Consider the following 19233-nt stretch of genomic DNA (forward strand, 5'->3'; position numbering starts at 1 on the left):
AAAGATCCGGCTGCGCGCGTCACGACAGACTCGCCTGCGGATACGGCCTTGCGCTCGTGTCCAGATCGGACGCCGGAACCGGCCGCCCGAGCAGGAAGCCTTGCAGCGAATTGCAGCCCAGACGCGTCAGGAACTCCTTTTGCGTCGCGGTCTCGACGCCTTCCGCGACGATATCGATGCCGAGCGTGTGCCCAAGCGCGACCACGGACGAGACGATCGCGGCATCTTCCGCGTCGTGCGCCAGCTCCCTTACGAAGCCGCGATCGATCTTCAGTTCGCTTGCGGGCAGGCGCTTCAGGTACATGAGGCTCGAATAGCCCGTGCCGAAATCGTCGATCGAGATGCGCACGCCCATCTCATGCAGGCTCTGCAGGATGCGCAAGCTCTCGTCGACGTTGCGCATCGCCGCCGACTCCGTCACTTCGATCGTCAGATAACGCGGGGCGACCCGATGCCGCGCCAGCGTCTCGCGCACGAGCGCCGTCAGCTGCGGATGGCTGAACTGCACGGGCGACAGATTGACGGCGATGCTCCATTCGCGCGCGTCCGTGTCGAGCCACTCGCGGATCTGGCGGCACGCTTCGTCGAGCACCCATTCGCCGATCGGCACGATCAGCCCTGTTTTTTCGGCGAGCGGGATGAACTCGTCGGGGCCGATCAGGCCGCGCGTCGGATGCGCCCAGCGCACCAGCGCCTCGACGCCCGTAATCGGTCCGTCGGGCGCGGCGAATTGCGGCTGATAGTGCAAGACGAGCTGCCTGCGCTCGATCGCGGCGCGCAGGTCTTGCGTCAACTGCAGTTGGCCCTGCAGGTTCTCGTTCATCGACGTGTCGAAGAAGCAGAACGCATTGCGGCCCAGCGATTTCGCGTGATACATCGCGGCGTCGGCGTGCGTGAGCGCGTCGTGCACAGTCGCACCGTCGGTGGGACACATGGCGATGCCGATGCTCGTCGAAATGCGCAGATCGTGGCCTTCCACGTCGAACGACGCGCTGATCGCCGAGAGCACGCGGTCCGCGGCGGCCGTCACGCCCGCGACGTCCCCGCCGGGCACGAGCAGCACGAATTCGTCGCCGCCCACGCGCGCGAGCGTGTCCTGCGCGCGCACGACCGACGCGAGCCGCTGCGCAACCTGCACCAGCAGGCGGTCGCCGACATGATGGCCGTACGCATCGTTGACCACCTTGAAGCCGTCGAGATCCATGAACATCACGGCGAAGCGCCCGCCTTCGGAGTCGACCGACGCCAGCGCCTGCGCAAGCCGTGCCTCCAGCAGCACGCGATTCGGCAGCTTGGTCAGCGCGTCGTGCAGCGCCAGATAGCCGAGTTCCTGGTTGGCCTGCGCGAGCGAGCGCGTGAGCGTCGCGTTTTCCGTTTCGAGGCGCAGGTCTTCGAACACCGAGATCGTCAACGCGACGGCTGTCACCGCGAGCGTCACGACGATGATGACGACGGCCACCCACGCGCTGTTCACGCCATCCGTCGCCGCGATGCACAGGCTGCCGTCCGGAAAGCTGGCGGCCCACATGCCCGTGTAGTGCATGCCCGCGACGCCGAGCCCCATCACAATCGCCCCGCCCGCGCGCAGCGGGCGCGTGCGGCGCGAGTTGTGCCGCAGGCTGAACGCCGTCTTCAACGCGACGCCGGAAGCGGCCATGGCGATCGCGATCGACAGCACGAAGCGCGGCATATCGTAGACGATGCCCGGCTCCATCTGCATCGCGGCCATGCCCGTGTAGTGCATGCCCGCGACGCCGAGCCCCATCAGCACGGCGCCGCCCGTCAGCCGGCGGGCGGGCAGGTCGTTCTGACAGACGAGCCACAGTGCGAATGCCGACGACGCGACGGCAATCGACAGCGACAGCAGCGTGATGACGGGATCATAGCCAAGCCGGATTGGCAGGCTGAATGCGAGCATGCCGATGAAATGCATCGACCACACGCCAAGCCCCATCGCAAATGCACCGCCCGCCAGCCACAGGCGTGCCGCGCGCCCTTGCGCCGTGACGATGCGGCCCGCCATTTCCAGCGACGTGTACGCGGCCAGCACGGCGACAAGGAGCGAAAACAGCACGAGAAGACTGTTATAGCTGCCCTGTAACATAAGAGCCCCTCAGAATGTTGCCCTCGACCGGTGCCGGATTTTGATGAATGAAGCAATCCGTTATCTGCGGAAAGAGGCACAAGAAGTACGCTTTAACGGCATCTGAAAGCAAATGTTAAGTGGGCAATGTCAAATTCCGAGGCGCGGCTCGGTTTAACGATTGCGCCCGGGCGCGCCCGGCTGGCGGGTCGAATGCATACGGTGTAGCGCGTGGCGCGTGCCGCATTCGGTTCAAATCGCATGAAACGTGGATCGTCCTTCCATGGGGCGGCGCATTCTCGCGCGACGCTTCGGCGGCGGCGAAGTCTGATTCCGGAACTTCCAGATTGCGAGCGGCACACAGCGGCCTTACGCTCGACTCCACCCTCTGCCGCCGCACCCGCCCCGGCATCAGGAAACAGGAGGCACCCGCATGATTTCCGCTCTGGTTGAAACGGTCGGCGCACTCGGCATTCTCGCGAGCGTGGCTGCAAAGATCGCGGAATGGCGCAAGGAGTACCGGCGTTGCAAGCAGGCTTGCAGCGAGAAAAAAAACCCTCCGAAGAGGGGTCGATGAATCGCTTGCAAACTGTGCCTTCCGTCCAGCCCGCAGCATCATCAATTTCCCCGCGATGAGGCCTGGTGATCGCCGCAAGCGTGGCCGTCAGGCGAGCCTGATCGAAGTCGGGTCCGCCGTCAGATAGCCGACGGCCGCGCCGAAGCGATCCTTGTAGTTCGCGCGCACGAGCGGATCGAGCGTGGTCTGCACCTTCGCGTGCAGACTGCTCCAGTCGCCCGCATGCTGGAAATTGCTCATGATGTAGGTCCAGCCGTTGATCTCGTCGACGGCATGCAGGCCCGTCGATTCCGCCCCCGCGGGGCACGACAGAATGCGCGACAGCGTTTTCGTGTCGACGTGATAGGCCCACAGGAAGTTGTTGACGTGCATGCCGCTGTCTTCGCCGATGAACAGCGTGCGCAGCTTTTCGGAGAACTTGAGGTTGTCCGGGTTCGCGATCTTCTCTGCGTTTGCCGTATTGCCGAGGCTGTCGGCCGTCGCGAGGTCTTCGCCGACGAGCGCGGCGGGCGCGCTCATGTCGACGGGCACCCATTCGCTGTTGATCGCCGCGCCGTCCAGGTCGCGCTGCCCGCCCTTCAGATTGAGCGCGTAGACGGCACCCGACGAAATGCCCTTGTCGAGCGCGATGTCCGTCGAATGCGCGTTGCCGCGCACCATCGACGCCGTGATCTGCGACATCGCCGAGTACAGGATCTTGTCCTTTGCGTTGACGGTCGTGCCTTCGAGCTTCGTGAAGCCCATGCTCGCGCCCTTGAGCGCGGCGTAGCGATGCGTCTCCAGAAAGGCGGCGGCCTTCTCCATGCCCGGATGGATGCTGATCCAGTTGAACTTGCCGCCGTAGTGAATCTGCGTGTAGCCGGGACCCGCGGGCGGATGGGCTTCGTCGGTGACGATACTCATGATGTCGGTGATCGACAGCGTGTTGGCGAGCGCTTCGATTTCGTCGCTGGTCGCGTGGCCGAGGTTCAGCCACGTGAGCGTCGCCGAGCCCGCGCCCGCCGACGATGTTTGCGCCCACTTCGCGACATACAGCGTGCCCGCCGACAGATCCGCCTCCTTGTCGGCGACGAACATGAACAGGCCGCCGTTGGTGGCGTCGTCGCCCATCAGCACGGTGCGCTTGTCGGGCATCACCTGAATCAGCTCGTGCGAGATGCGGCCCAGGCAGTAGTGCTTCCTGACCGTGCCCGTGCCGTCGGGATGCACGGTGACTTCCGGCAAATGTCCGTAGTGATATGGCCGCGCTGCCGTTGCACTGCCGTACAGATTCTGGCTATACGCCTGGAACTGCGTGTTGGTGGCGATCGTCGCGGCATCGGGCTCGTACTCTTCGCTCGACAGATGCGTATTCCACGGCGACAGGCTCGCGCCGCAGGTGATCCACAGCCCATGCGCGCCCGATGTGTCGACGTTCGAATAGCTGACCAGCGTGAGCTTGCCCGTCGCCGGGTCCTGGTCGAGCGTGAGCACGGCGATAGGCGACGGCAGCTTGCCGTACATGTCGCCGGCCGCCGTCTGCGACTGGTCGCGCGTCGTGTATTCGAATTGCACGACGGCGAATACCGGGTTGCCCTTCACGCCTTTCACGGTCGGCTTGTCGAGCCGGATCAGCGACGTGCCGTCCGGACAGTCCGAATAGAACTGACGCTCCTTGCCGGGCACCGAGGCGTCGATGATCGGTTGATTGTTGATGTCGAAGTAGCCGCCCGCGACGATCGTGCCGCCCGTTGTGTTCGGCACCGTGTCGCCCGTGACGAAGAACGGCTGATACGCGAGCTTGTATGTGCGGCGGCTGCGGTCGCTGAACTGCGCGGTCATCGTCGACGCGACCGTGGTCGTCGCCATCGCGGCCGGGTTGGCCAGCGTGGGCGCGGCCATGCCGCCGAAGGTCGCTGCCACGAAAGCGGCCGCGGGTGCGGGCGTGGCCGCGCTGGGCGCGTCGTTCGCGTCATGGCTGCTGCCGCCGCAAGCGGCGAGCAGCGACGCCGTGGCCGCGCCGCCGAGCGGCAGCATCGGCGCACCGGCGATGATCTTGAGCGCCTTGCGGCGGGAATAGTCGAGTGGCTGCGCCATGTTCTTTTGATCCATTGGTGGGGGTGGTTCGTCGGCCGGAAGCTGGCCCACGCCCTGGATCGTTGGTCCACGGCGCGCCTTGGTGAGGCGCTACTTTAGAAAATGATTATGAAATACATTTGACAGTCGACTGTAATGTTGCAAGCCGCCTTGCTGGCTTCACACCCGGCCCGCAACCGGGATCAACGCGCCCGTGATGCACTGCGCCTCCTTCGACAGCAGGAACGCGATCACGCCGCCCAACTGCTCGGGCGTCACCCAGCGCGTGAAATCGGCGTCGTGCATGTCGGCGCGATTCTGCGGCGTATCGATGATGCTCGGCAGGATCGCGTTGACGGTCGTCCCCTTGTCCTTGAGTTCTTCGGCAAGTGCTTCCGTCAAACGCATCACGCCGGCCTTCGACGCCGCGTAGGCGCCCATCCCCATGCCCGCCTTCAGTCCCGCCATTGCGCCGATATTGACGATGCGGCCGCCGACGTTCGCGGTCACATGCCGAAGCGCCGCTCTCGTTGCATTCAGCGCCGTGTTCACGTTCACGTCGAACATGCGTTCCCACGTGTCCGCGCTGCCGTCGGCGACCGTCTCCCAGCTGAACCCGCCCGCGATGTTGACGAGCGCATTCAGGCCGCCGAGCTGACTGACGATCGTTTCGATTGCACGCTGCGCGGCGTCCCGTTCTGCGAGATCGATGCCGTTCACGACGCAGGCGTTCGCGAGCGCAGCAGGCAGGTCCGAGGGCGTCTTTCCCCTGCCGATCAACGCGACCTTCGCGCCGCGTTGCGCGAGCACTTGCGCCGTCACGAGACCGAGATTGCCGAAGGCACCCGTAATAGCGACGATGGTTCCATCGAGATTGTTCATGAAGTACGCGCTCCCAACGCAAGTCGAACTCCCTCGCAACGCGCAAGGGAAAGAACACAGTGTTGACGTCCCGCTCGCTCGCGTCAATCGACGTTATCGCCATCACGCAGCACGCGCGGCACATTGCGCAGGACGCGCGGCAAAGTCCGCACGATGCGCGGCGCAGAAAAAGACGATCGGACAAAGAGCCGCGACGCGAGAGCAAGGGTGATCGACGCGCGCTGCCTCATAGTGAATCCAGAGACGGCATCGAGCACCATGAAGCAACCGTTGCAGCAACCACGTTCAACGACGTCGCGCAGCCAGGTCTTGTGAAGTCAGGGTGTCCAGCCTTTTCCATCGGCGTGACGGGCGCGCATGCGCCTTCACCGGCCGACAGAACCCGCGACCCTTTCGATTCAGGAGGCCTTGTCATGCGTCTGCCCGGCCCGCACCGAGATTGCATCAGCGACGATCCGCACGCGCAGTTGCTCGCGCAACTGCAAAGCGATCCGCTGATACGCGACGGCCTCGCGCTCCTGCCGCCCGTGCTGTTGTTCGTATTGCTGCATGTTCAGGCGCACGTCGGCTGGGACGCGTGCTTCGCAGCCGTACGCCAGCTGGAGAACGATCACGGCAGACACGTTCGCGAACTCAGCACCGCGCTATCGGCATTGAAATCGCTGCGCGGCTCGCGGGCCTTCGATCCTCTCGTGTGGCACGCCTCGGCGCGCCGCCTGAAGCACGCGGCCGTGTGTCACTGGCTTTCGGCAAGCATCTCGACACCGTTCACATGGCTATGACGCTTGCGCCACGCAGCGGGCGGATGGCCGAACTCACGCCGGAACGCCCGATGGAACGCCGACTCGGATTCATAGCCCACTTGTTCGGCAATCGCTGCAATCGCCTTGCTGCCGTGCGAGAGTTCCTGCGCCGCTACGATCAGGCGCCAGCGCGCGAGGTATTGCATCGGCGGCTGCCCTAGCAGGTCGCTGAAGCGATGAGCGAACGCCGAACGCGACAGGCCCACGTTTCGCGCGAGTTCGTCGACGGTCCAGTTGTAGGCGGGCTTTGCGTGCAGCATGGACAGTGCGCGACCGACGAAACGGTCCTTCACGCCCGCCAGCCAGTTCTTGCGATCGGCGGGCAGTTCGTCGATGCAGCGGCGCACGGCCCAGACGAACAGCAGCTCCGACAGGCGCGACAGCACGATTGCGCTGCCCGCGCGCCGTTGCGCGGCCTCGGCGGCGGCAAAGCGCAGCGACGCTTCGAGCCATGTCGAGTGAGGATCGTTTCGCACGTCGACCTTGAAGATGCGTGGCAGCGCAGCGAGCACGGGATTGTTGGGTGCGTCGTCGCAGGCGAGAAAGCCGCACAGCATGCGTGTCGGCAGTCCGCCTCCGCCGTGCGACAGACTCAGCACTTCGCCGGGCCCCGCCGCAACCTGCTCAGCGAGCAGCGGGCCGGCGGGCACGGGCGCGAGGTCGGGCGCGCTTCCCATGATGTGCGCCTCGCCTTGCGGCACGACGAGCAACTCGCCCGCGCTGACGCTGAAAGGGGGATCGGCGCGATCGGGCAAGCGCGCCCAGCAGGCGCCTTCCGTGACGAGATGATAGGAGACGACGCGGTCGGCGCGTGGCAGATACGACGTGCACAGCGCTTCATCGGCATGACCGACGAGACACCACGGCGCCGTCAGTTCAGCGTGGAGATAAACCGCGCCAGCAAGGCGCACGACGCGCAGCACGTCGGAGACTGCATCCATGAAACACCGCCCTTCGATTTCGGCATATTGCTAAAAGACGGCATACGTACCGCCTTTTGCAAGTTCAACGAAAGCGTACTCCGATCGCCGCGAGCGGGCACGGCGCGTGGCGGTATGAGCGTGGCGGCATAAGCGCGTCATAAGGTTCGGCCGGTACGATCCCCGGACGTTCTTCTGCAGAAGCCGAGTCCTCCTCACCATCGCTCATGAACACGTTCAACCAGTCGCTCTTTCTCGCGATCAACGCGAGCTCGTCGATGCCGCGCTGGCAAATCGACGCCGCAATTGCGATCGCCGACTATCTGATCTATCTCGTGCCGCTGATGCTCGCCGCGCTGTGGCTGTCGGGCGGAAAACGGCAGCGCGAGACTGCCGTGCGCGCGTGTTGTGTTGCGATGCTCGCACTCGGATTCAATCAGCTTATCGGTCTGGTCTACATGCATCCAAGGCCGTTCATGATCGGTCTGGGTCACACGTTCGTTGCACACGCGCCGGATTCGTCGTTTCCCAGCGACCACGCCACGGTCTTCGCGAGCGTTGCGTTGACCTTGCTGTGCGCGCGGATGTGGCGGCGCGGCGCGCTGATGCTGCTGACCGGCTTGGCTGTCGCGTGGGCGCGCGTCTTCGTCGGCGTGCATTTTCCGCTCGATATGGCGGGCGCCGTCATCATCGCCTGCGCGGCGTTCGTCATCGTGATGCCGCTATGGTCACGGGCTGGCGAGTCGCTCACGCGCGCGGTGATCGCCGTGTATCGCAAGGTGCTCGCCTGGCCGATCGCGCAAGGCTGGATTGCGCAGTGAGCGTGTGATGTCGGTGGCCTTGCGCGACGCCCGACGCGACCACGATGGTATGCGACATGACGCGCTTGCCGTCGTCGTGTTCCAATTCGCTGAGTACGCGCTCGCAATCAACGCTCGCACGCGCGTCGGAAAGGAAATATGTATACCGAATTTTCGCGCCTGCATGCGCGCACGGCGCGTCAACGCCTGGCGGGAAATGCCCGTCGGAAATCGCAGGATCGCACATGAGGGCCCGGATCGTCGTCACGCCCACGCGCGACGCCGTGCCCCAAAAAGCAAAACCGCGACATGCGTCCCGTCGAACGACGGCGCGAGTCGCGGCTGGATGAAGCGGGTTAAACCCCGTTACAGCACGTAGAAGGCGATTGCCCCGCCGGCCGTCTCGCTGGCGCGCATCGATCAGTGATGCTCGAACACGGGAACCGAGTACGAGCTGGGCGCAAACGAAGCGCGTTGGCCCGCTTGCGACGAACCATCAGCGACACCGCCGACTGCGCTATTCGCGGCGCCGTTCGCACTTTCGACCTTGGCTTCCGCTGCCTGAATGTTGGCCGGGTATTGCGTATCGCTGCTGTTCGAAGGGACGTAACCTGCCTTTTCCAGTTGCACCAGTTCAGCGCGAACCTGGGCACGGGTTACGGGCTGACTGGATTGCGCGAATGACAGCATCGGAACAGCGAGGACAGCAGCAACTGCGACAGCCTTGATGAGCGATTTCATGATCATTACCTCCAGGATTTCGTTTTCGGATGCGTCGAACAGTTCGTTCGTCGCGTTGAAAACAGTGTAGGACTGACGTCTACTCGGATAAACCCCCGATCGACTAACTCACAGTTTCAGTAAACGCTATAAAACACCCGTCTCCCGTGCGAACGGCTGCACGCGCATGCGAAACGGCGATGGTTTCCTGACGAGGCGTAAGCGTGAATGGCGAGCGCCGCGGCGCGAGGAGAACGATATGAACAGGCAACACCCTTCACCGCGCTTTTCATCGATCGACGCGCATGCGCTGCCGTGGATGCCATCGGCATGTTCGCACGGCGTCGAAATCAAGCATCTCGGCAAGGCCAACGGACGCGCCATGCAACTCGTGCGCTTCGCGCCGGGCACGGTGTTTCCGATGCACCTGCACACGGGGCCGGAATTCATCTACATGCTGGAAGGCGAGGCCTTCCAGAATGGTGCGCGCCTGCTGCCGGGCTGGATCGGCGTCGCCGAAACGGGGACTGTCGATAACGGCTTCAGAAGCGATGCCGGGTGCATGTTTCTGCTGTTCTACGAACTGACACAGCGCTTTTGCTAGCGGCATGCGCCTGCGTTGCGCCCGGCGCCGCTGTCGAAAGGCGTTGCCATCGGGGCGGCGTCCATGGTAGAAGCTCCGCGCGCCCGTTTCCGGCGCGACGAATTATCGACAGGAGCATACGTTGAAGAGGACCGCCGAGAACAAGCTGAAGGTGGTGGCAGTGCGGGTGGACCCGGCGATCGAACGAAGGCTGCGGCTGCTGGCGGAAGTCACGGGACGCCGGCAATCGTTCTTTCTGCAGCAGATGATCGAAAGCGGCATCGGCGCGATGGAAGAAGCGTGGCTGCCGCCTGCCGTGCTCGCGCAGGTGCGCGACGGCACGCTGCCTGCGCAGGAACGCGAGCGCGATACCGCGCCGGATCTGTTCAGCGATCTTTTCGCCGACGAGAACCGCTAGTTCACACCCCGACCGCGCGCTACGCGGGTGACGAACACGCGCGTCGCGCCAACGGCCAGCGAAACGGCAACGGGTATCTTTGGGTAAGCTCATCGTATTTCGTCGCTGCGTTCATCCACCGTCGAGCCGTCGTATGAACCATCTGAAACCCGCCGAGGCGCCGCGATGCGCGTAGGCAAACCCGTCAAGGCGCTGCCGCAGCCGCTGTGCGACTACTGCGGCGCGAAGGCCGTGTTCGCGCGCGCGGGCGACGAAAGCTATCCGTATCGCGACGATCACGGCCCGGTCTGGGTCTGCGTGCCGTGCCAGGCGTGGATCGGCATTCACGCGCGCAGCACGCGGCACGTCCCGCTCGGCCGGCTGGCGGATGCCGCGCTGCGCGACGCAAAAAGCCGTCTGCACGATGCGCTCGAACCGCTCGTCGCGGGCAAGGTACGGCGCGACGGCGTCAACGCATTCGAAGCGCGCGCCAAGGCGATCCGATGGGTTTCGACGGAACTCGGCTTCGATCCATTGCCCAATTCGATTCACATGCTCACGCCCGATCAATGCGAGCAGGCGCTTGGCTATGTCGAGGCGTTCATGGCCGCGCGTCGCGGCGGTTGACGGGCGGTCGAGGGGTGCGATACATCGCGCGGTGCTGCGCGACGTTGCGTTGCACAGCGCTTGTGGATGACGAAGACGTCATCCGCGCGGCCAGACGCCCGAGCTTCCGCGGCGATGGCTGTCGACCAGATGCGTGTCCACGATGCCCGTCGCTTCCATCAGCGCATGCATCGTCGTCGGACCGACGAACACGAAGCCGCGTTTGCGCAGCGCCTTGCTTAGCGCAAGCGATTCGGCCGAGGTCGTCGGAATCTCCGAGATCGTGCGAGGCGCGGGCGTTGCGTGCGGCTGGAACGACCAGATCAGCGCGGCCAAGCCGCCCTCTTCGCGCAGCCGGATCGTGGCCGCCGCATTGTTGATGGTCGCGAGAATCTTGGCGCGGTTGCGGATGATGCGCTCGTCGGCCATCAGACGCTCGATGTCCTTGTCGTTGAATGCAGCGACGGCATCGGGATCGAAGCTCGCGAACGCCTCGCGAAACGCGTCGCGCTTGCGCAAGATCGTCGCCCACGACAGCCCCGACTGGAACGCCTCGAGACTGAGCCGCTCGAAGAGGCCGCGCTCATCGCGCACGGGCATGCCCCATTCGGTGTCGTAATAATGCTTGAGCAGCGGATCGACGGCCGCCCACGGCGGACGCGCGAGGCCATCCGCGCCGACGATCGCGTCGAGCGGTTGCGGCTTCTTCGGGCGCGCGGCTTTTTTCGCCGCCGCACGTGGCCTCGCGGCCGCCGCGCTTTTTTCAGCGACGGATTGCCTCGCGCCTGCCTGCTTTCTCGCTGCGGACGTTTTGGCCGTGGACTTTTCGGCCGTGGATTTTTTAGCTGCCGGCGTGTCGGCGGCAGGCTTCGCTTGCGGCCTGGCGGATAGGGGTTTCTTCATCGTCGGTGCACGTGTCGGGCGGGGCAAGGGTTCGGCGTGCGGCGCGCATGGCGCCGGATCGGGCGCGCTTATTGTCGTCGCGCTCGCGTGCCCGTCGCAAGCGCGGCGAATGATTCAGCAAGCGCGCCCATTCGCCCATTCCGCCCATTCCGCCCATTCGCTGCCCGCAAATAATGAAACGTTCCCAATCGCTATATCGGTTGCGAGAAAAATCAATTACGACAATGGGTTAGCATGATTCGGGGAACGCTTTTCCCAGCGGCAATCACCCGTGAAAACGACAAACTTTGCCTCGATAGCCTCGAACACAAAGAATACGTTATTTCTCTTTTAAATCATGAAGTTATGAGAGAATTGCCCGATTGCCCGCTATGCTTGGATTGATGAAGCGCGCCTACGGTCAAGTCGCAACTCAGTGCCGTGATGAACCAGCCGCATCGCTCCACAGGTCGCCATGTTCCTTTGACGGAGCGGACGCACGGCGCTCCGCCGCTCCAACATCAATGAATCAATCAGTGGTTGACTCGCTTCGCGAAATCCGAAATCGCGTCAGCCATTGCCTTCGGCTGTTCCGGCGCCATCGCATGACCTGCGTTGCGCAACACGACGACAGTCACTCGATCTCCGAGCATGTTCTTGAGCACTTGCGAGAACCGGCGAGGCGCCACCGCATCGTTCTCTCCCTTGCAGGTCGAGAATCGGTGCAGTGCCGGCTGCGAAATAGTCGTCGACGGGAGTAGTGTTACGTGCATGGCCCTCTGCTTCGTGGCTTTCGGGATGCCACCCGCCGAGCCAGACACTGGGGTCGTTCCCGGGAGCGAAGAAGGCATCCTTCAGATACTGCAGCCGCTGCTCTTGCCGACACCGCGAGGTTCCGGACGCAGCACACGGAACCCATCCGCGACGAGATATTGCGCCACTTGGTCGTAATCGCGCACCGAGCGTCCCAACGATGGAACAATAACGATAGTCGGTCCCTTGCCTTGGCTCAAGACCTCAATCTGGACATCTCCATGTTTGACAACGTCGACAGTGAATTTCACACCGCCGGCTGCCGCAAAGGCGCTTACCGACATGGAGAGAATGACGGCTACATGGCCGCATGCGAAAACGCATTCATTGGCGGCGCTGCTGCAGCACAGGGCCGCATCTCGGAAACGGCCCACGCCCTGGGCAACTCCAGAAAAGTGTCATTGGGAGAACATACGCAAACATGCGATTGCAGTCGAACCGCTTCATTGAATGTTCGGGCCTGTCAGGCATTCCTTGTCTGGGCTTTAAGGCCCTCGATGCGGTTGCAAACGCAACCGGCAGCGCCCGGCGCGCCGGTCATATACTTGCGCCTGTCAGGGCCCGTGTGCAGGCATCGGTCGACACGCTAGCGGCGACAACGGCCGATGCTGACTATTAGCGAGCGTTTGACTGCCCTACAATACATTTATTGGAATCTTTAGATAGCTGACGCCGTTCTCCTCGACCGGCGCAAACGCGCCTGCCCGGATGTTGACCTGCACGGATGGCAGAATCAGCACCGGCATCGCAAGCGTCGCATCACGCGCCTTACGCATGCTCACGAACTGTTCCTCTGTCACGCCATCGTGCACGTGGATGTTCTCGACACGCTGCGCCAGTACCGTGGTTTGCCATGTGGGCTTGCGTCCTTCGGGAGGGTAGTCGTGACACATGAACAGCCGGGTGTCGCCCGGCAGGTCGAGCAACTTTCGAATTGACCTGTATAGCCTGTGCGCATCGCCGCCGGGGAAATCACAACGGGCGGTACCGACATCGGGCATAAATAGCGTGTCCCCGACGAACACTGCATTCCCGATCTGGTAGGCCGTGTCGGCAGGAGTATGGCCTGGCACATAGAGCGCCTTTGCCGTCAGGCCACCGATGCAAAACGTCTCGTCTTCGTGGAAAAGATGGTCGAACTGAGAGCCGTCTACATGAAATCCCGGTTCGAGATTAAAAAGCTTTTTGAAGACCCCTTGAACGGTGCGAATGTGTTCTCCAATCGCAATCTTTCCACCAAGCTCGCCCCGCAAATAATGCGCTGCAGACAGATGGTCCGCGTGCGCGTGGGTCTCCAGAATCCACTGCACGCGCAGGCCATGATGGCGAACGAATTCGACGACCTTGTCGGCGTTCGTCGTTGAAGTGCGTCCTGCTTTTGGGTCGTAGTCAAGGACCGGGTCAATGACTGCACATTCCTGATGCCCGGACCGGAAAACCACGTATGTGACCGTGCCGGTGACCGGGTCGAAGAACGGTTGAATGATGGGCTGCATTCTGACCTCCTCAGATGCTCCCATTCTATTCACAAATAATCTATAATTCAATATATTATGATTATGTAAATTATAGGATGAGATATGAGGAAGAAGTCCGCCTCAATCGACCTTTCGGTGATGCAGGCCTCGGCAGAGAAAGCCAGTGCGCTCCTGAAGGTACTGGCTAATCCTGACCGGCTGCTTCTGATGTGCCAGCTGTCCCAGGGCGAGTTGTGTGTGAGCGACCTGGAAGAACAGTTGGGCATACGACAGCCCACGCTCTCCCAACAACTCGGCGTACTTCGCGATAACGCGCTTGTCGAGACACGCCGGGAAGGGAAAAGTATCTTTTATTCCATCGCGAGCAAGGAAGCAATTGCGGTCATGAATGTGCTGTACGAACAGTTCTGTGCCAAATGAAGATGAGGAGGGGGCCATGTCGATTGATATCGCGAGTTTCACACCCGGTCTGTCATTGGCTGGCGGCCTGGTGATTGGCGCTGCGGCTGCTGTGCTTGTTTTGCTCAACGGACGTATCGCCGGCATCAGCGGGATTCTCGGTGACCTGCTGGGCACGCCTCAGAAAGATGTGGGTTGGCGTGTCGCCTTTCTCGCAGGGCTAATCGGGGCACCTGTGCTGGCAAGTCTGCTCGGCAATCCGGTCGCGCCTGATATTCAGGCCGGGTGGGGCGAAATGCTTGTCGCGGGCTTTCTGGTTGGCATCGGCACGCGTTACGCGAGCGGTTGCACAAGCGGTCATGGTGTCTGTGGCATCTCGCGTGGCTCCGTCCGTTCGATTATCGCGACGGCTACATTCATGGCAAGCGGTTTTCTGACCGTATTCGTGTCCAGACATCTGCTGGGAGGCTGAAATGGGTTTGCTCGCTGCTTTGCTTTCCGGCCTTCTGTTTGGCGTCGGCCTGATGGTGTCCGGCATGGCCAATCCCGCGAAGGTGCTAGGATTTCTCGACCTCGCGGGACGATGGGACCCGTCACTTGCATTCGTGATGGCTGGGGCAATAGCCGTAGGCTCTATTGCGTTCGTGTTTGCTAAACGCCGCGAAAAATCGCTGCTGGGCCTGCCCATGCAGGTTCCAGCCGGTACCGCCGTGACGTTGAGACTGGTACTGGGAAGCGCGGTGTTTGGCGTTGGCTGGGGGCTTGCAGGATTCTGCCCGGGGCCCGCACTGGTCGCCATGGGCGCTGGCTTTCCGAAGGCGTGGGGTTTTGTGGCTGCGATGCTCTGCGGCATGATGGTGTTCGAGCTTCTCGAACGTGCGAAGCTGAGTCGACAGCAGGCCTGAGTAGTTGCACACTCATTTGAGCGCGGTCCGCACAAATGCGGCGGATTTGTGAGGCAGACGAACGGACAGCTTGATTGCAGGAGGATGTCTCTGGGAGATGTCGTCGGCCTGATTCTCGCGCTGACGGGTGCTGGCGGTGCCATCGTGGCACTCCCCTTACCGCTCTTTGTTCTTCGCCTCGATTTGGCCGACGCTTCGCCGCTAGCTCCACTTGCTGCTGGTCTGTCTGCGGGAATAGGGCAATCAGGCACAGGTTGGCCACGCGGGAGTCTCATGCAATGAAAGAGACCATATTTTTTACTACGCTAATGGTGATGGCGGGCTTGGCCGCGCCGTTTGAATCGTTCGCGGCGGACGCTCAACGTCAGGCAGAGGTCGCGCAGCGAGGTGCGGAGGTTATGCCGTTCAGCCTCGAGGCCACGACCCACATCTTCACCAAATCGGTCGATGGTGGAATCCAGCAGGTGATTGCGAAAAACCCAGCCGACAGCGTCCAGATTCGGCTGATTCGTACGCACCTGCGTGAAATCCAGACGCAGTTCCAGCGTGGTGATTTTTCGGGACCTGCTCGGACTCACGGAACCGACATGCCTGGATTGGCGCAACTCAGAGCGGCAAAACCCGGTCAGGTATCGATTGCGTACAAGGACATTGAAGGTGGAGGCGAGCTTAGTTATCGCAGCGATGACCCAAAATTAGTGTCGTCACTTCACGAATGGTTCGACGCACAGCTTTCGGACCACGGCGCTGACGCGATGGATGGGCATATGCATCATCACCAAGGGATGACGCCGCCATGAGTGCCATGCTGTGGTCCTCTTCGGGGGCTGCTTTGCACCGCAGACACTGGTACACATCCGGGCGGTTGATTTCAGAGCGAGAATTCATCAAAGGCTCTCAACGCATGGGTGGCATACATCATCGATGGGCCGCCTCCCATATAGACGGCAGTGCCAAGCACGTCTTCCAGTTCGGCCTTTGTCGTGCCCAGCTTCACCAGCGTCTGGACGTGAAAGCCGATGCAGTCGTCGCAACGGCAGGCAAGCGCAATCCCTAACGCGACCAGTTCCCGCGTCTTTCGGCTCAGCGCCCCGTCCTTTGTCCCAGCCGCAGCGAGTTGCCCGGATGCCGTCATCAACTCGGGTTGTGACGCGCGCATCGCTCGCATCTGAACCGATACCGCCCCTGTCAGGTCTTTGTAGTTGGCATTTCCGCTCATGTTCGCTCCTGTAGGTGGCGAGCTTTTGAGGCTGGAATGTCGTCGATATTCGGTTCTCCAGTATGTCTACTGCGCGCCGGCAGGCGGTGGCCCCATCCGGTATTGCTGCTGGAACATCATGTTATTCATCATCTCCTGCTGCATCCGCAAGTATTGGTCAGTCATATATTGACGCTGCCGCAGTTGCTCGGGCGTCAGGTGTGAGTAGTAGCCACCCATATGACCCCAGCCTCCCATCATCCCGGGCCCAGCGCCACCCATCATGCCTGGGCCCATTCCGTGGCCCATCATCCCCGGGCCCCACATCCCGTGCATGATCGTCATCGCGCTTTGCATCGTGGCCCAGTGCTGCTCAAGTAGCTTCTGGCGTTCCTGAGGGTCTTGTGTGTTGCGAATCTGGTCCATCTGCGCTTGCATTGTCTTCATTTGCTGCTGGAGCTGGCCGAGATTCTTGTCGAACTCTGCAGCGCCGGCGGGTGGCGTTTTTGAACTGCCTTGCGGCGCACCTGTGTCCTTGGGCGCAGCTTGCAGGACGGGGGATGTCAATGCGATACCGGCAGCCATCGCAACCAGAAGCTTTTTCATATCTCCTCCCTGTGGACGAGCGACTCGACGACAGAGCGTATGCAGTCATCGTGCACACAAGGCTACATGTCAGCAGCGACCTTCCCTTGACGCTCGTCAACGAAGCGGCTGCGGTCGAGGAGCAAGTGATTTGATTTTCCATGCGGGGAAACGCCGTTCCATCGTCTGTGACTTGACCGAGGTCAATGACTCGTCCTTCAGAGGGACGAGCATGACCGAGGTGGACACGGCTGCCGTTCGGCTGGACAAGCAAATTTCGTAGGAGCGACGATGAGCAAACTTGAAGTGTTTGAACCGGCCATGTGCTGCGCGACGGGTGTGTGCGGCGTCGACGTCGACCCGACGCTTGTTCAGTTCAGCGCTGACGTTCGTTGGCTTGCTGAACATGGTGTCGAAGTCGTCCGGCACGGCCTCGGACACGATGCGGCTGCCTTTGCGGCCAATCCGGAAGTGGTCCGGGAGCTGCATGCGGGTATGGACCGCCTGCCCATCGCAACGGTGGATGGCCGGATTATCTCTGTCGGGGTCTATCCGTCACGTGCCCAGTTGATCCAGAAACTGGGCCTCAAGATTTCCGCCGCCGACAAGCCGCACATCAAGGTCGGAGCCTGCGGTTGCAAGCCTGGCGAATGCTAACCGGCGCACCGATATGACACTTCCTGCCGTTACAACTCGCCATCTCTTTTTCACCGGGAAGGGCGGCGTCGGTAAGACGTCGCTCGCGTGTGCAACGGCGCTGCAGTTGGCCGAAAAGGGTAAGACCGTGCTGCTGGTCAGCACCGACCCGGCGTCCAATCTCGATGAGGTGCTCGAAACTCGACTTTCCGGGCGGCCGACACCAATTGCCCAGGTTCCGAACCTCCACGCGCTGAACATCGACCCGGAACTCGCTGCGGCGGCCTACCGCGAGCGTACGGTCAGCCCTTATCGAGGCGTGTTGCCCGATGCGGCAATTCGCAGCATGGAGGAACAGTTTTCCGGTGGCTGCACCCTCGAGATAGCGGCGTTCGACGCCTTTGCCGACCTGTTGGGCGGTAGCGCCACCACGAATGCGTATGACCACATCATTTTCGACACCGCACCCACGGGGCACACGTTGCGTTTGCTGACACTGCCGTCTGCATGGAGCAACTTTCTGTCGACAAACACAACCGGCAACTCGTGCCTGGGACCTCTGACGGGCCTTGAGCAAAACAGGCAACTGTACGCAGCGGCCGTTGCCGAACTGACCAACCAGGACCGCACTATTGTCGTCCTCGTGACACGACCAGAGGCATCTGCATTCCGTGAGGCGGAGCGAACCCGTATCGAACTGGCCGACCTCGGGGTCCGAAATCTTGTGCTCGCCGTGAATGGTGTTTTCAAGGCTGTCTCATCTGACGATGACATTGCTTGCGCGATGGAAGAACAGCAGGGCGTAGCGATAAAGGCGATGCCGCCGGGTCTCGCAGCCCTTCCGCGGAAACGGGCTTCATTCCCAAAGGATTGGTTGGGCTGACCGCGTTAAAGGCGTATTTGCACCCGGAGCAGATTGCCGCGCCGAGAACAGATGTCCGGTTGAGCGTGGAGTTGCCCGGCGGCCTCGTGCCGCTTGTTGACGACCTTGAGAAAGCGGGGCATGGCCTTGTCATGACGATGGGCAAGGGTGGCGTCGGCAAGACGACGGTTGCTGCGACGATAGCACTGGAACTGGCTCAGCGCGGACACGCAGTCCTGCTTTCGACCACTGACCCGGCCGCGCATGTGGCGTGGACTTTCCAGGAGTCGCTGCCGGGTCTGAGCGTGAGTCGCATCGACCCGGAACTGGAAGTCAACCGCTATCGCAATGAGGTTCTTGCCAAGGCCGGGACTCAGCTCGATGCCCAAGGGAAGGCGATGCTCGAGGAAGACCTGCGGTCGCCGTGCACCGAGGAGATAGCTGTTTTTCGCGCATTCGCGCGAACGGTGGATGAGGCCCGGGACGCGTTCGTGATACTCGACACGGCCCCGACCGGACACACCATCCTGCTGATGGACTCAGCGGAGGCTTACCATCGCGAAGTCATGCGCACCCAGGGCGATATGCCAGACGAGGTTCGCCAGCTTCTGCCACGTCTGCGTGACCCCGAGTTTACGCGCGTACTTATCGTGACGATTCCTGAGGCGACACCGGTTCATGAGGCGGAGCGACTACAAGCCGACCTTCGCCGGGCCCATATTGAACCGTATGCCTGGGTCATTGAGCAAAGTCTGCTCGCAAGCGGCACCCACGACCCGGCACTCGCCGAACGAGAGCGCTACGAGGTGCCATTCATCGAGCGCGTGGTGAAGCAGGACGCGAAACGGGCTGTGTTGTTGCCGTGGCAGGCCACTCCGCCCGTTGGTCTACGCGGGCTTGAAGAGCTGGCCCGCGGACATTGACCGATGAAACGGCTCGTAGCGGACAGCACGCGCCGGCAATCACCCGACCGTACGCTGGCCGGTGCTCAGACGCCACAGTCTCTACGAACCTTAGCCGCCCATCTCGAACTTTCACTCGAATGCGCC

21 protein-coding genes and 1 pseudogene are annotated in these 19233 nt (G+C 62.2%); 11 read left to right on the forward strand and 11 right to left on the reverse strand.

The annotated features are described in order from the left end of the window. Window positions 1–19 precede the first annotated feature (19 nt). The 4 genes from H3V53_RS01835 to H3V53_RS01850 all read right to left on the reverse strand — a co-directional run bounded on the left by H3V53_RS01835 (window position 20) and on the right by H3V53_RS01850 (window position 5857). Window positions 20–2104, reverse strand: coding sequence for a putative bifunctional diguanylate cyclase/phosphodiesterase (locus H3V53_RS01835; RefSeq protein ID WP_336596450.1), 2085 nt, complete (start codon window positions 2102–2104; stop codon window positions 20–22). Between the two features lie 643 nt (window positions 2105–2747). After that, the gene (locus H3V53_RS01840) at window positions 2748–4736 is read right to left on the reverse strand and encodes a PhoX family protein (RefSeq protein WP_336596451.1); all 1989 of its coding nucleotides are present in this window, start codon (window positions 4734–4736) and stop codon (window positions 2748–2750) included. A gap of 159 nt (window positions 4737–4895) precedes the next feature. Next, window positions 4896–5597: an SDR family NAD(P)-dependent oxidoreductase gene (locus H3V53_RS01845; RefSeq protein ID WP_054922642.1), complete on the reverse strand. Its 702-nt coding sequence runs from the start codon at window positions 5595–5597 to the stop codon at window positions 4896–4898. Between the two features lie 83 nt (window positions 5598–5680). Further along, entirely contained in the window at window positions 5681–5857 is a 177-nt protein-coding gene (locus H3V53_RS01850; RefSeq protein ID WP_336596452.1) for a hypothetical protein, read from the reverse strand. 153 nt (window positions 5858–6010) lie between these two features. Here H3V53_RS01850 and H3V53_RS01855 point away from each other — a divergent pair, with 153 nt between their 5' ends. After that, window positions 6011–6379: a hypothetical protein gene (locus H3V53_RS01855; RefSeq protein ID WP_336596453.1), complete on the forward strand. Its 369-nt coding sequence runs from the start codon at window positions 6011–6013 to the stop codon at window positions 6377–6379. Here the strand turns inward: H3V53_RS01855 and H3V53_RS01860 are convergent. Next, window positions 6334–7341, reverse strand: coding sequence for an AraC family transcriptional regulator (locus H3V53_RS01860; protein WP_336596454.1), 1008 nt, complete (start codon window positions 7339–7341; stop codon window positions 6334–6336). The two genes, H3V53_RS01855 and H3V53_RS01860, sit on opposite strands and share 46 nt — an antisense overlap. Before the next feature lie 206 nt (window positions 7342–7547). Here H3V53_RS01860 and H3V53_RS01865 point away from each other — a divergent pair, with 206 nt between their 5' ends. Continuing rightward, window positions 7548–8141, forward strand: coding sequence for a phosphatase PAP2 family protein (locus H3V53_RS01865; RefSeq protein WP_336596455.1), 594 nt, complete (start codon window positions 7548–7550; stop codon window positions 8139–8141). 399 nt (window positions 8142–8540) lie between these two features. Here the strand turns inward: H3V53_RS01865 and H3V53_RS01870 are convergent, their stop codons facing one another. Beyond that, entirely contained in the window at window positions 8541–8861 is a 321-nt protein-coding gene (locus tag H3V53_RS01870; protein WP_054922653.1) for a DUF4148 domain-containing protein, read from the reverse strand. 238 nt (window positions 8862–9099) lie between these two features. Between H3V53_RS01870 and H3V53_RS01875 the strand changes: the two genes are divergently transcribed. The 3 genes from H3V53_RS01875 (at window position 9100) to H3V53_RS01885 (ending at window position 10447) form a co-directional block, all read left to right on the forward strand. After that, complete coding sequence (locus tag H3V53_RS01875) at window positions 9100–9444, forward strand: cupin domain-containing protein (RefSeq protein WP_336596456.1); 345 nt, start codon at window positions 9100–9102, stop codon at window positions 9442–9444. Window positions 9445–9565: 121 nt separating this feature from the next. After that, window positions 9566–9841, forward strand: coding sequence for a hypothetical protein (locus H3V53_RS01880; RefSeq protein WP_054922632.1), 276 nt, complete (start codon window positions 9566–9568; stop codon window positions 9839–9841). 165 nt (window positions 9842–10006) lie between these two features. Beyond that, window positions 10007–10447, forward strand: a complete 441-nt coding sequence (locus tag H3V53_RS01885; protein ID WP_336596457.1) for a zinc-finger-containing protein — start codon at window positions 10007–10009, stop codon at window positions 10445–10447. A gap of 78 nt (window positions 10448–10525) precedes the next feature. On the opposite strand, the gene H3V53_RS01890 is transcribed toward H3V53_RS01885, so the two are convergent. From H3V53_RS01890 to H3V53_RS01900, 3 genes are all read right to left on the reverse strand, one after another. Next, window positions 10526–11329 (reverse strand): DNA-3-methyladenine glycosylase I, encoded by an 804-nt coding sequence (locus H3V53_RS01890; RefSeq protein ID WP_336596458.1) that lies wholly within the window; start codon window positions 11327–11329, stop codon window positions 10526–10528. Between the two features lie 833 nt (window positions 11330–12162). Further along, on the reverse strand, window positions 12163–12495 hold the full coding sequence (locus H3V53_RS01895) for an alpha/beta fold hydrolase (RefSeq protein WP_336596459.1): 333 nt from the start codon (window positions 12493–12495) through the stop codon (window positions 12163–12165). A gap of 261 nt (window positions 12496–12756) precedes the next feature. Then, entirely contained in the window at window positions 12757–13617 is an 861-nt protein-coding gene (locus H3V53_RS01900) for an MBL fold metallo-hydrolase (protein WP_336596460.1), read from the reverse strand. A gap of 84 nt (window positions 13618–13701) precedes the next feature. Here H3V53_RS01900 and H3V53_RS01905 point away from each other — a divergent pair, with 84 nt between their 5' ends. From H3V53_RS01905 to H3V53_RS01920, 4 genes are all read left to right on the forward strand, one after another. Further along, on the forward strand, window positions 13702–14019 hold the full coding sequence (locus tag H3V53_RS01905; protein WP_336596461.1) for a metalloregulator ArsR/SmtB family transcription factor: 318 nt from the start codon (window positions 13702–13704) through the stop codon (window positions 14017–14019). A gap of 16 nt (window positions 14020–14035) precedes the next feature. After that, window positions 14036–14470 carry a YeeE/YedE family protein gene (locus H3V53_RS01910; protein ID WP_336596462.1) on the forward strand — a complete coding sequence of 145 codons (435 nt, stop codon included), beginning with the start codon at window positions 14036–14038 and terminating at the stop codon, window positions 14468–14470. A 1-nt stretch (window position 14471) separates the two neighbouring features. Next, a complete protein-coding gene (locus H3V53_RS01915) occupies window positions 14472–14903 on the forward strand; it encodes a YeeE/YedE family protein (protein ID WP_336596463.1) in 432 nt (143 codons plus the stop codon). 278 nt (window positions 14904–15181) lie between these two features. Beyond that, the gene (locus H3V53_RS01920; RefSeq protein ID WP_419539396.1) at window positions 15182–15703 is read left to right on the forward strand and encodes an aspartate carbamoyltransferase; all 522 of its coding nucleotides are present in this window, start codon (window positions 15182–15184) and stop codon (window positions 15701–15703) included. 71 nt (window positions 15704–15774) lie between these two features. On the opposite strand, the gene H3V53_RS01925 is transcribed toward H3V53_RS01920, so the two are convergent. Both H3V53_RS01925 and H3V53_RS01930 read right to left on the reverse strand, forming a co-directional pair. Further along, window positions 15775–16122: a carboxymuconolactone decarboxylase family protein gene (locus tag H3V53_RS01925; RefSeq protein WP_336596464.1), complete on the reverse strand. Its 348-nt coding sequence runs from the start codon at window positions 16120–16122 to the stop codon at window positions 15775–15777. Window positions 16123–16188: 66 nt separating this feature from the next. Continuing rightward, window positions 16189–16707 carry a hypothetical protein gene (locus H3V53_RS01930; RefSeq protein WP_336596465.1) on the reverse strand — a complete coding sequence of 173 codons (519 nt, stop codon included), beginning with the start codon at window positions 16705–16707 and terminating at the stop codon, window positions 16189–16191. A gap of 270 nt (window positions 16708–16977) precedes the next feature. On the opposite strand from H3V53_RS01930, the gene arsD reads away from it, so the two are divergent. After that, on the forward strand, window positions 16978–17343 hold the full coding sequence (gene arsD, locus H3V53_RS01935) for an arsenite efflux transporter metallochaperone ArsD (protein ID WP_336596466.1): 366 nt from the start codon (window positions 16978–16980) through the stop codon (window positions 17341–17343). A gap of 13 nt (window positions 17344–17356) precedes the next feature. After that, window positions 17357–19107 (forward strand): annotated as a pseudogene (arsA, locus tag H3V53_RS01940) (arsenical pump-driving ATPase). The last annotated feature ends 126 nt before the right edge of the window (window positions 19108–19233 follow it).

The sequence above is a fragment of the Paraburkholderia bengalensis genome (assembly GCF_037126505.1).
In the GTDB taxonomy this organism is placed as follows: domain Bacteria; phylum Pseudomonadota; class Gammaproteobacteria; order Burkholderiales; family Burkholderiaceae; genus Paraburkholderia; species Paraburkholderia bengalensis.

Bases quoted from the DNA above. Each gene is read 5' to 3' on its own strand.
- H3V53_RS01915 (WP_336596463.1), top strand. From the start codon at position 14,472: ATGGGTTTGCTCGCTGCTTTGCTTTCCGGCCTTCTGTTTGGCGTCGGC.
- H3V53_RS01885 (WP_336596457.1), top strand. From the start codon at position 10,007: ATGCGCGTAGGCAAACCCGTCAAGGCGCTGCCGCAGCCGCTGTGCGAC.
- H3V53_RS01865 (WP_336596455.1), top strand. From the start codon at position 7,548: ATGAACACGTTCAACCAGTCGCTCTTTCTCGCGATCAACGCGAGCTCG.
- arsD (WP_336596466.1), top strand. From the start codon at position 16,978: ATGAGCAAACTTGAAGTGTTTGAACCGGCCATGTGCTGCGCGACGGGT.
- H3V53_RS01900 (WP_336596460.1), bottom strand. From the start codon at position 13,617: ATGCAGCCCATCATTCAACCGTTCTTCGACCCGGTCACCGGCACGGTC.
- H3V53_RS01905 (WP_336596461.1), top strand. From the start codon at position 13,702: ATGAGGAAGAAGTCCGCCTCAATCGACCTTTCGGTGATGCAGGCCTCG.
- H3V53_RS01870 (WP_054922653.1), bottom strand. From the start codon at position 8,861: ATGAAATCGCTCATCAAGGCTGTCGCAGTTGCTGCTGTCCTCGCTGTT.
- H3V53_RS01910 (WP_336596462.1), top strand. From the start codon at position 14,036: ATGTCGATTGATATCGCGAGTTTCACACCCGGTCTGTCATTGGCTGGC.
- H3V53_RS01860 (WP_336596454.1), bottom strand. From the start codon at position 7,341: ATGGATGCAGTCTCCGACGTGCTGCGCGTCGTGCGCCTTGCTGGCGCG.
- H3V53_RS01850 (WP_336596452.1), bottom strand. From the start codon at position 5,857: ATGGTGCTCGATGCCGTCTCTGGATTCACTATGAGGCAGCGCGCGTCG.
- H3V53_RS01920 (WP_419539396.1), top strand. From the start codon at position 15,182: ATGAAAGAGACCATATTTTTTACTACGCTAATGGTGATGGCGGGCTTG.
- H3V53_RS01855 (WP_336596453.1), top strand. From the start codon at position 6,011: ATGCGTCTGCCCGGCCCGCACCGAGATTGCATCAGCGACGATCCGCAC.
- H3V53_RS01875 (WP_336596456.1), top strand. From the start codon at position 9,100: ATGAACAGGCAACACCCTTCACCGCGCTTTTCATCGATCGACGCGCAT.
- H3V53_RS01930 (WP_336596465.1), bottom strand. From the start codon at position 16,707: ATGAAAAAGCTTCTGGTTGCGATGGCTGCCGGTATCGCATTGACATCC.
- H3V53_RS01925 (WP_336596464.1), bottom strand. From the start codon at position 16,122: ATGAGCGGAAATGCCAACTACAAAGACCTGACAGGGGCGGTATCGGTT.
- H3V53_RS01890 (WP_336596458.1), bottom strand. From the start codon at position 11,329: ATGAAGAAACCCCTATCCGCCAGGCCGCAAGCGAAGCCTGCCGCCGAC.
- H3V53_RS01840 (WP_336596451.1), bottom strand. From the start codon at position 4,736: ATGGCGCAGCCACTCGACTATTCCCGCCGCAAGGCGCTCAAGATCATC.
- H3V53_RS01835 (WP_336596450.1), bottom strand. From the start codon at position 2,104: ATGTTACAGGGCAGCTATAACAGTCTTCTCGTGCTGTTTTCGCTCCTT.
- H3V53_RS01845 (WP_054922642.1), bottom strand. From the start codon at position 5,597: ATGAACAATCTCGATGGAACCATCGTCGCTATTACGGGTGCCTTCGGC.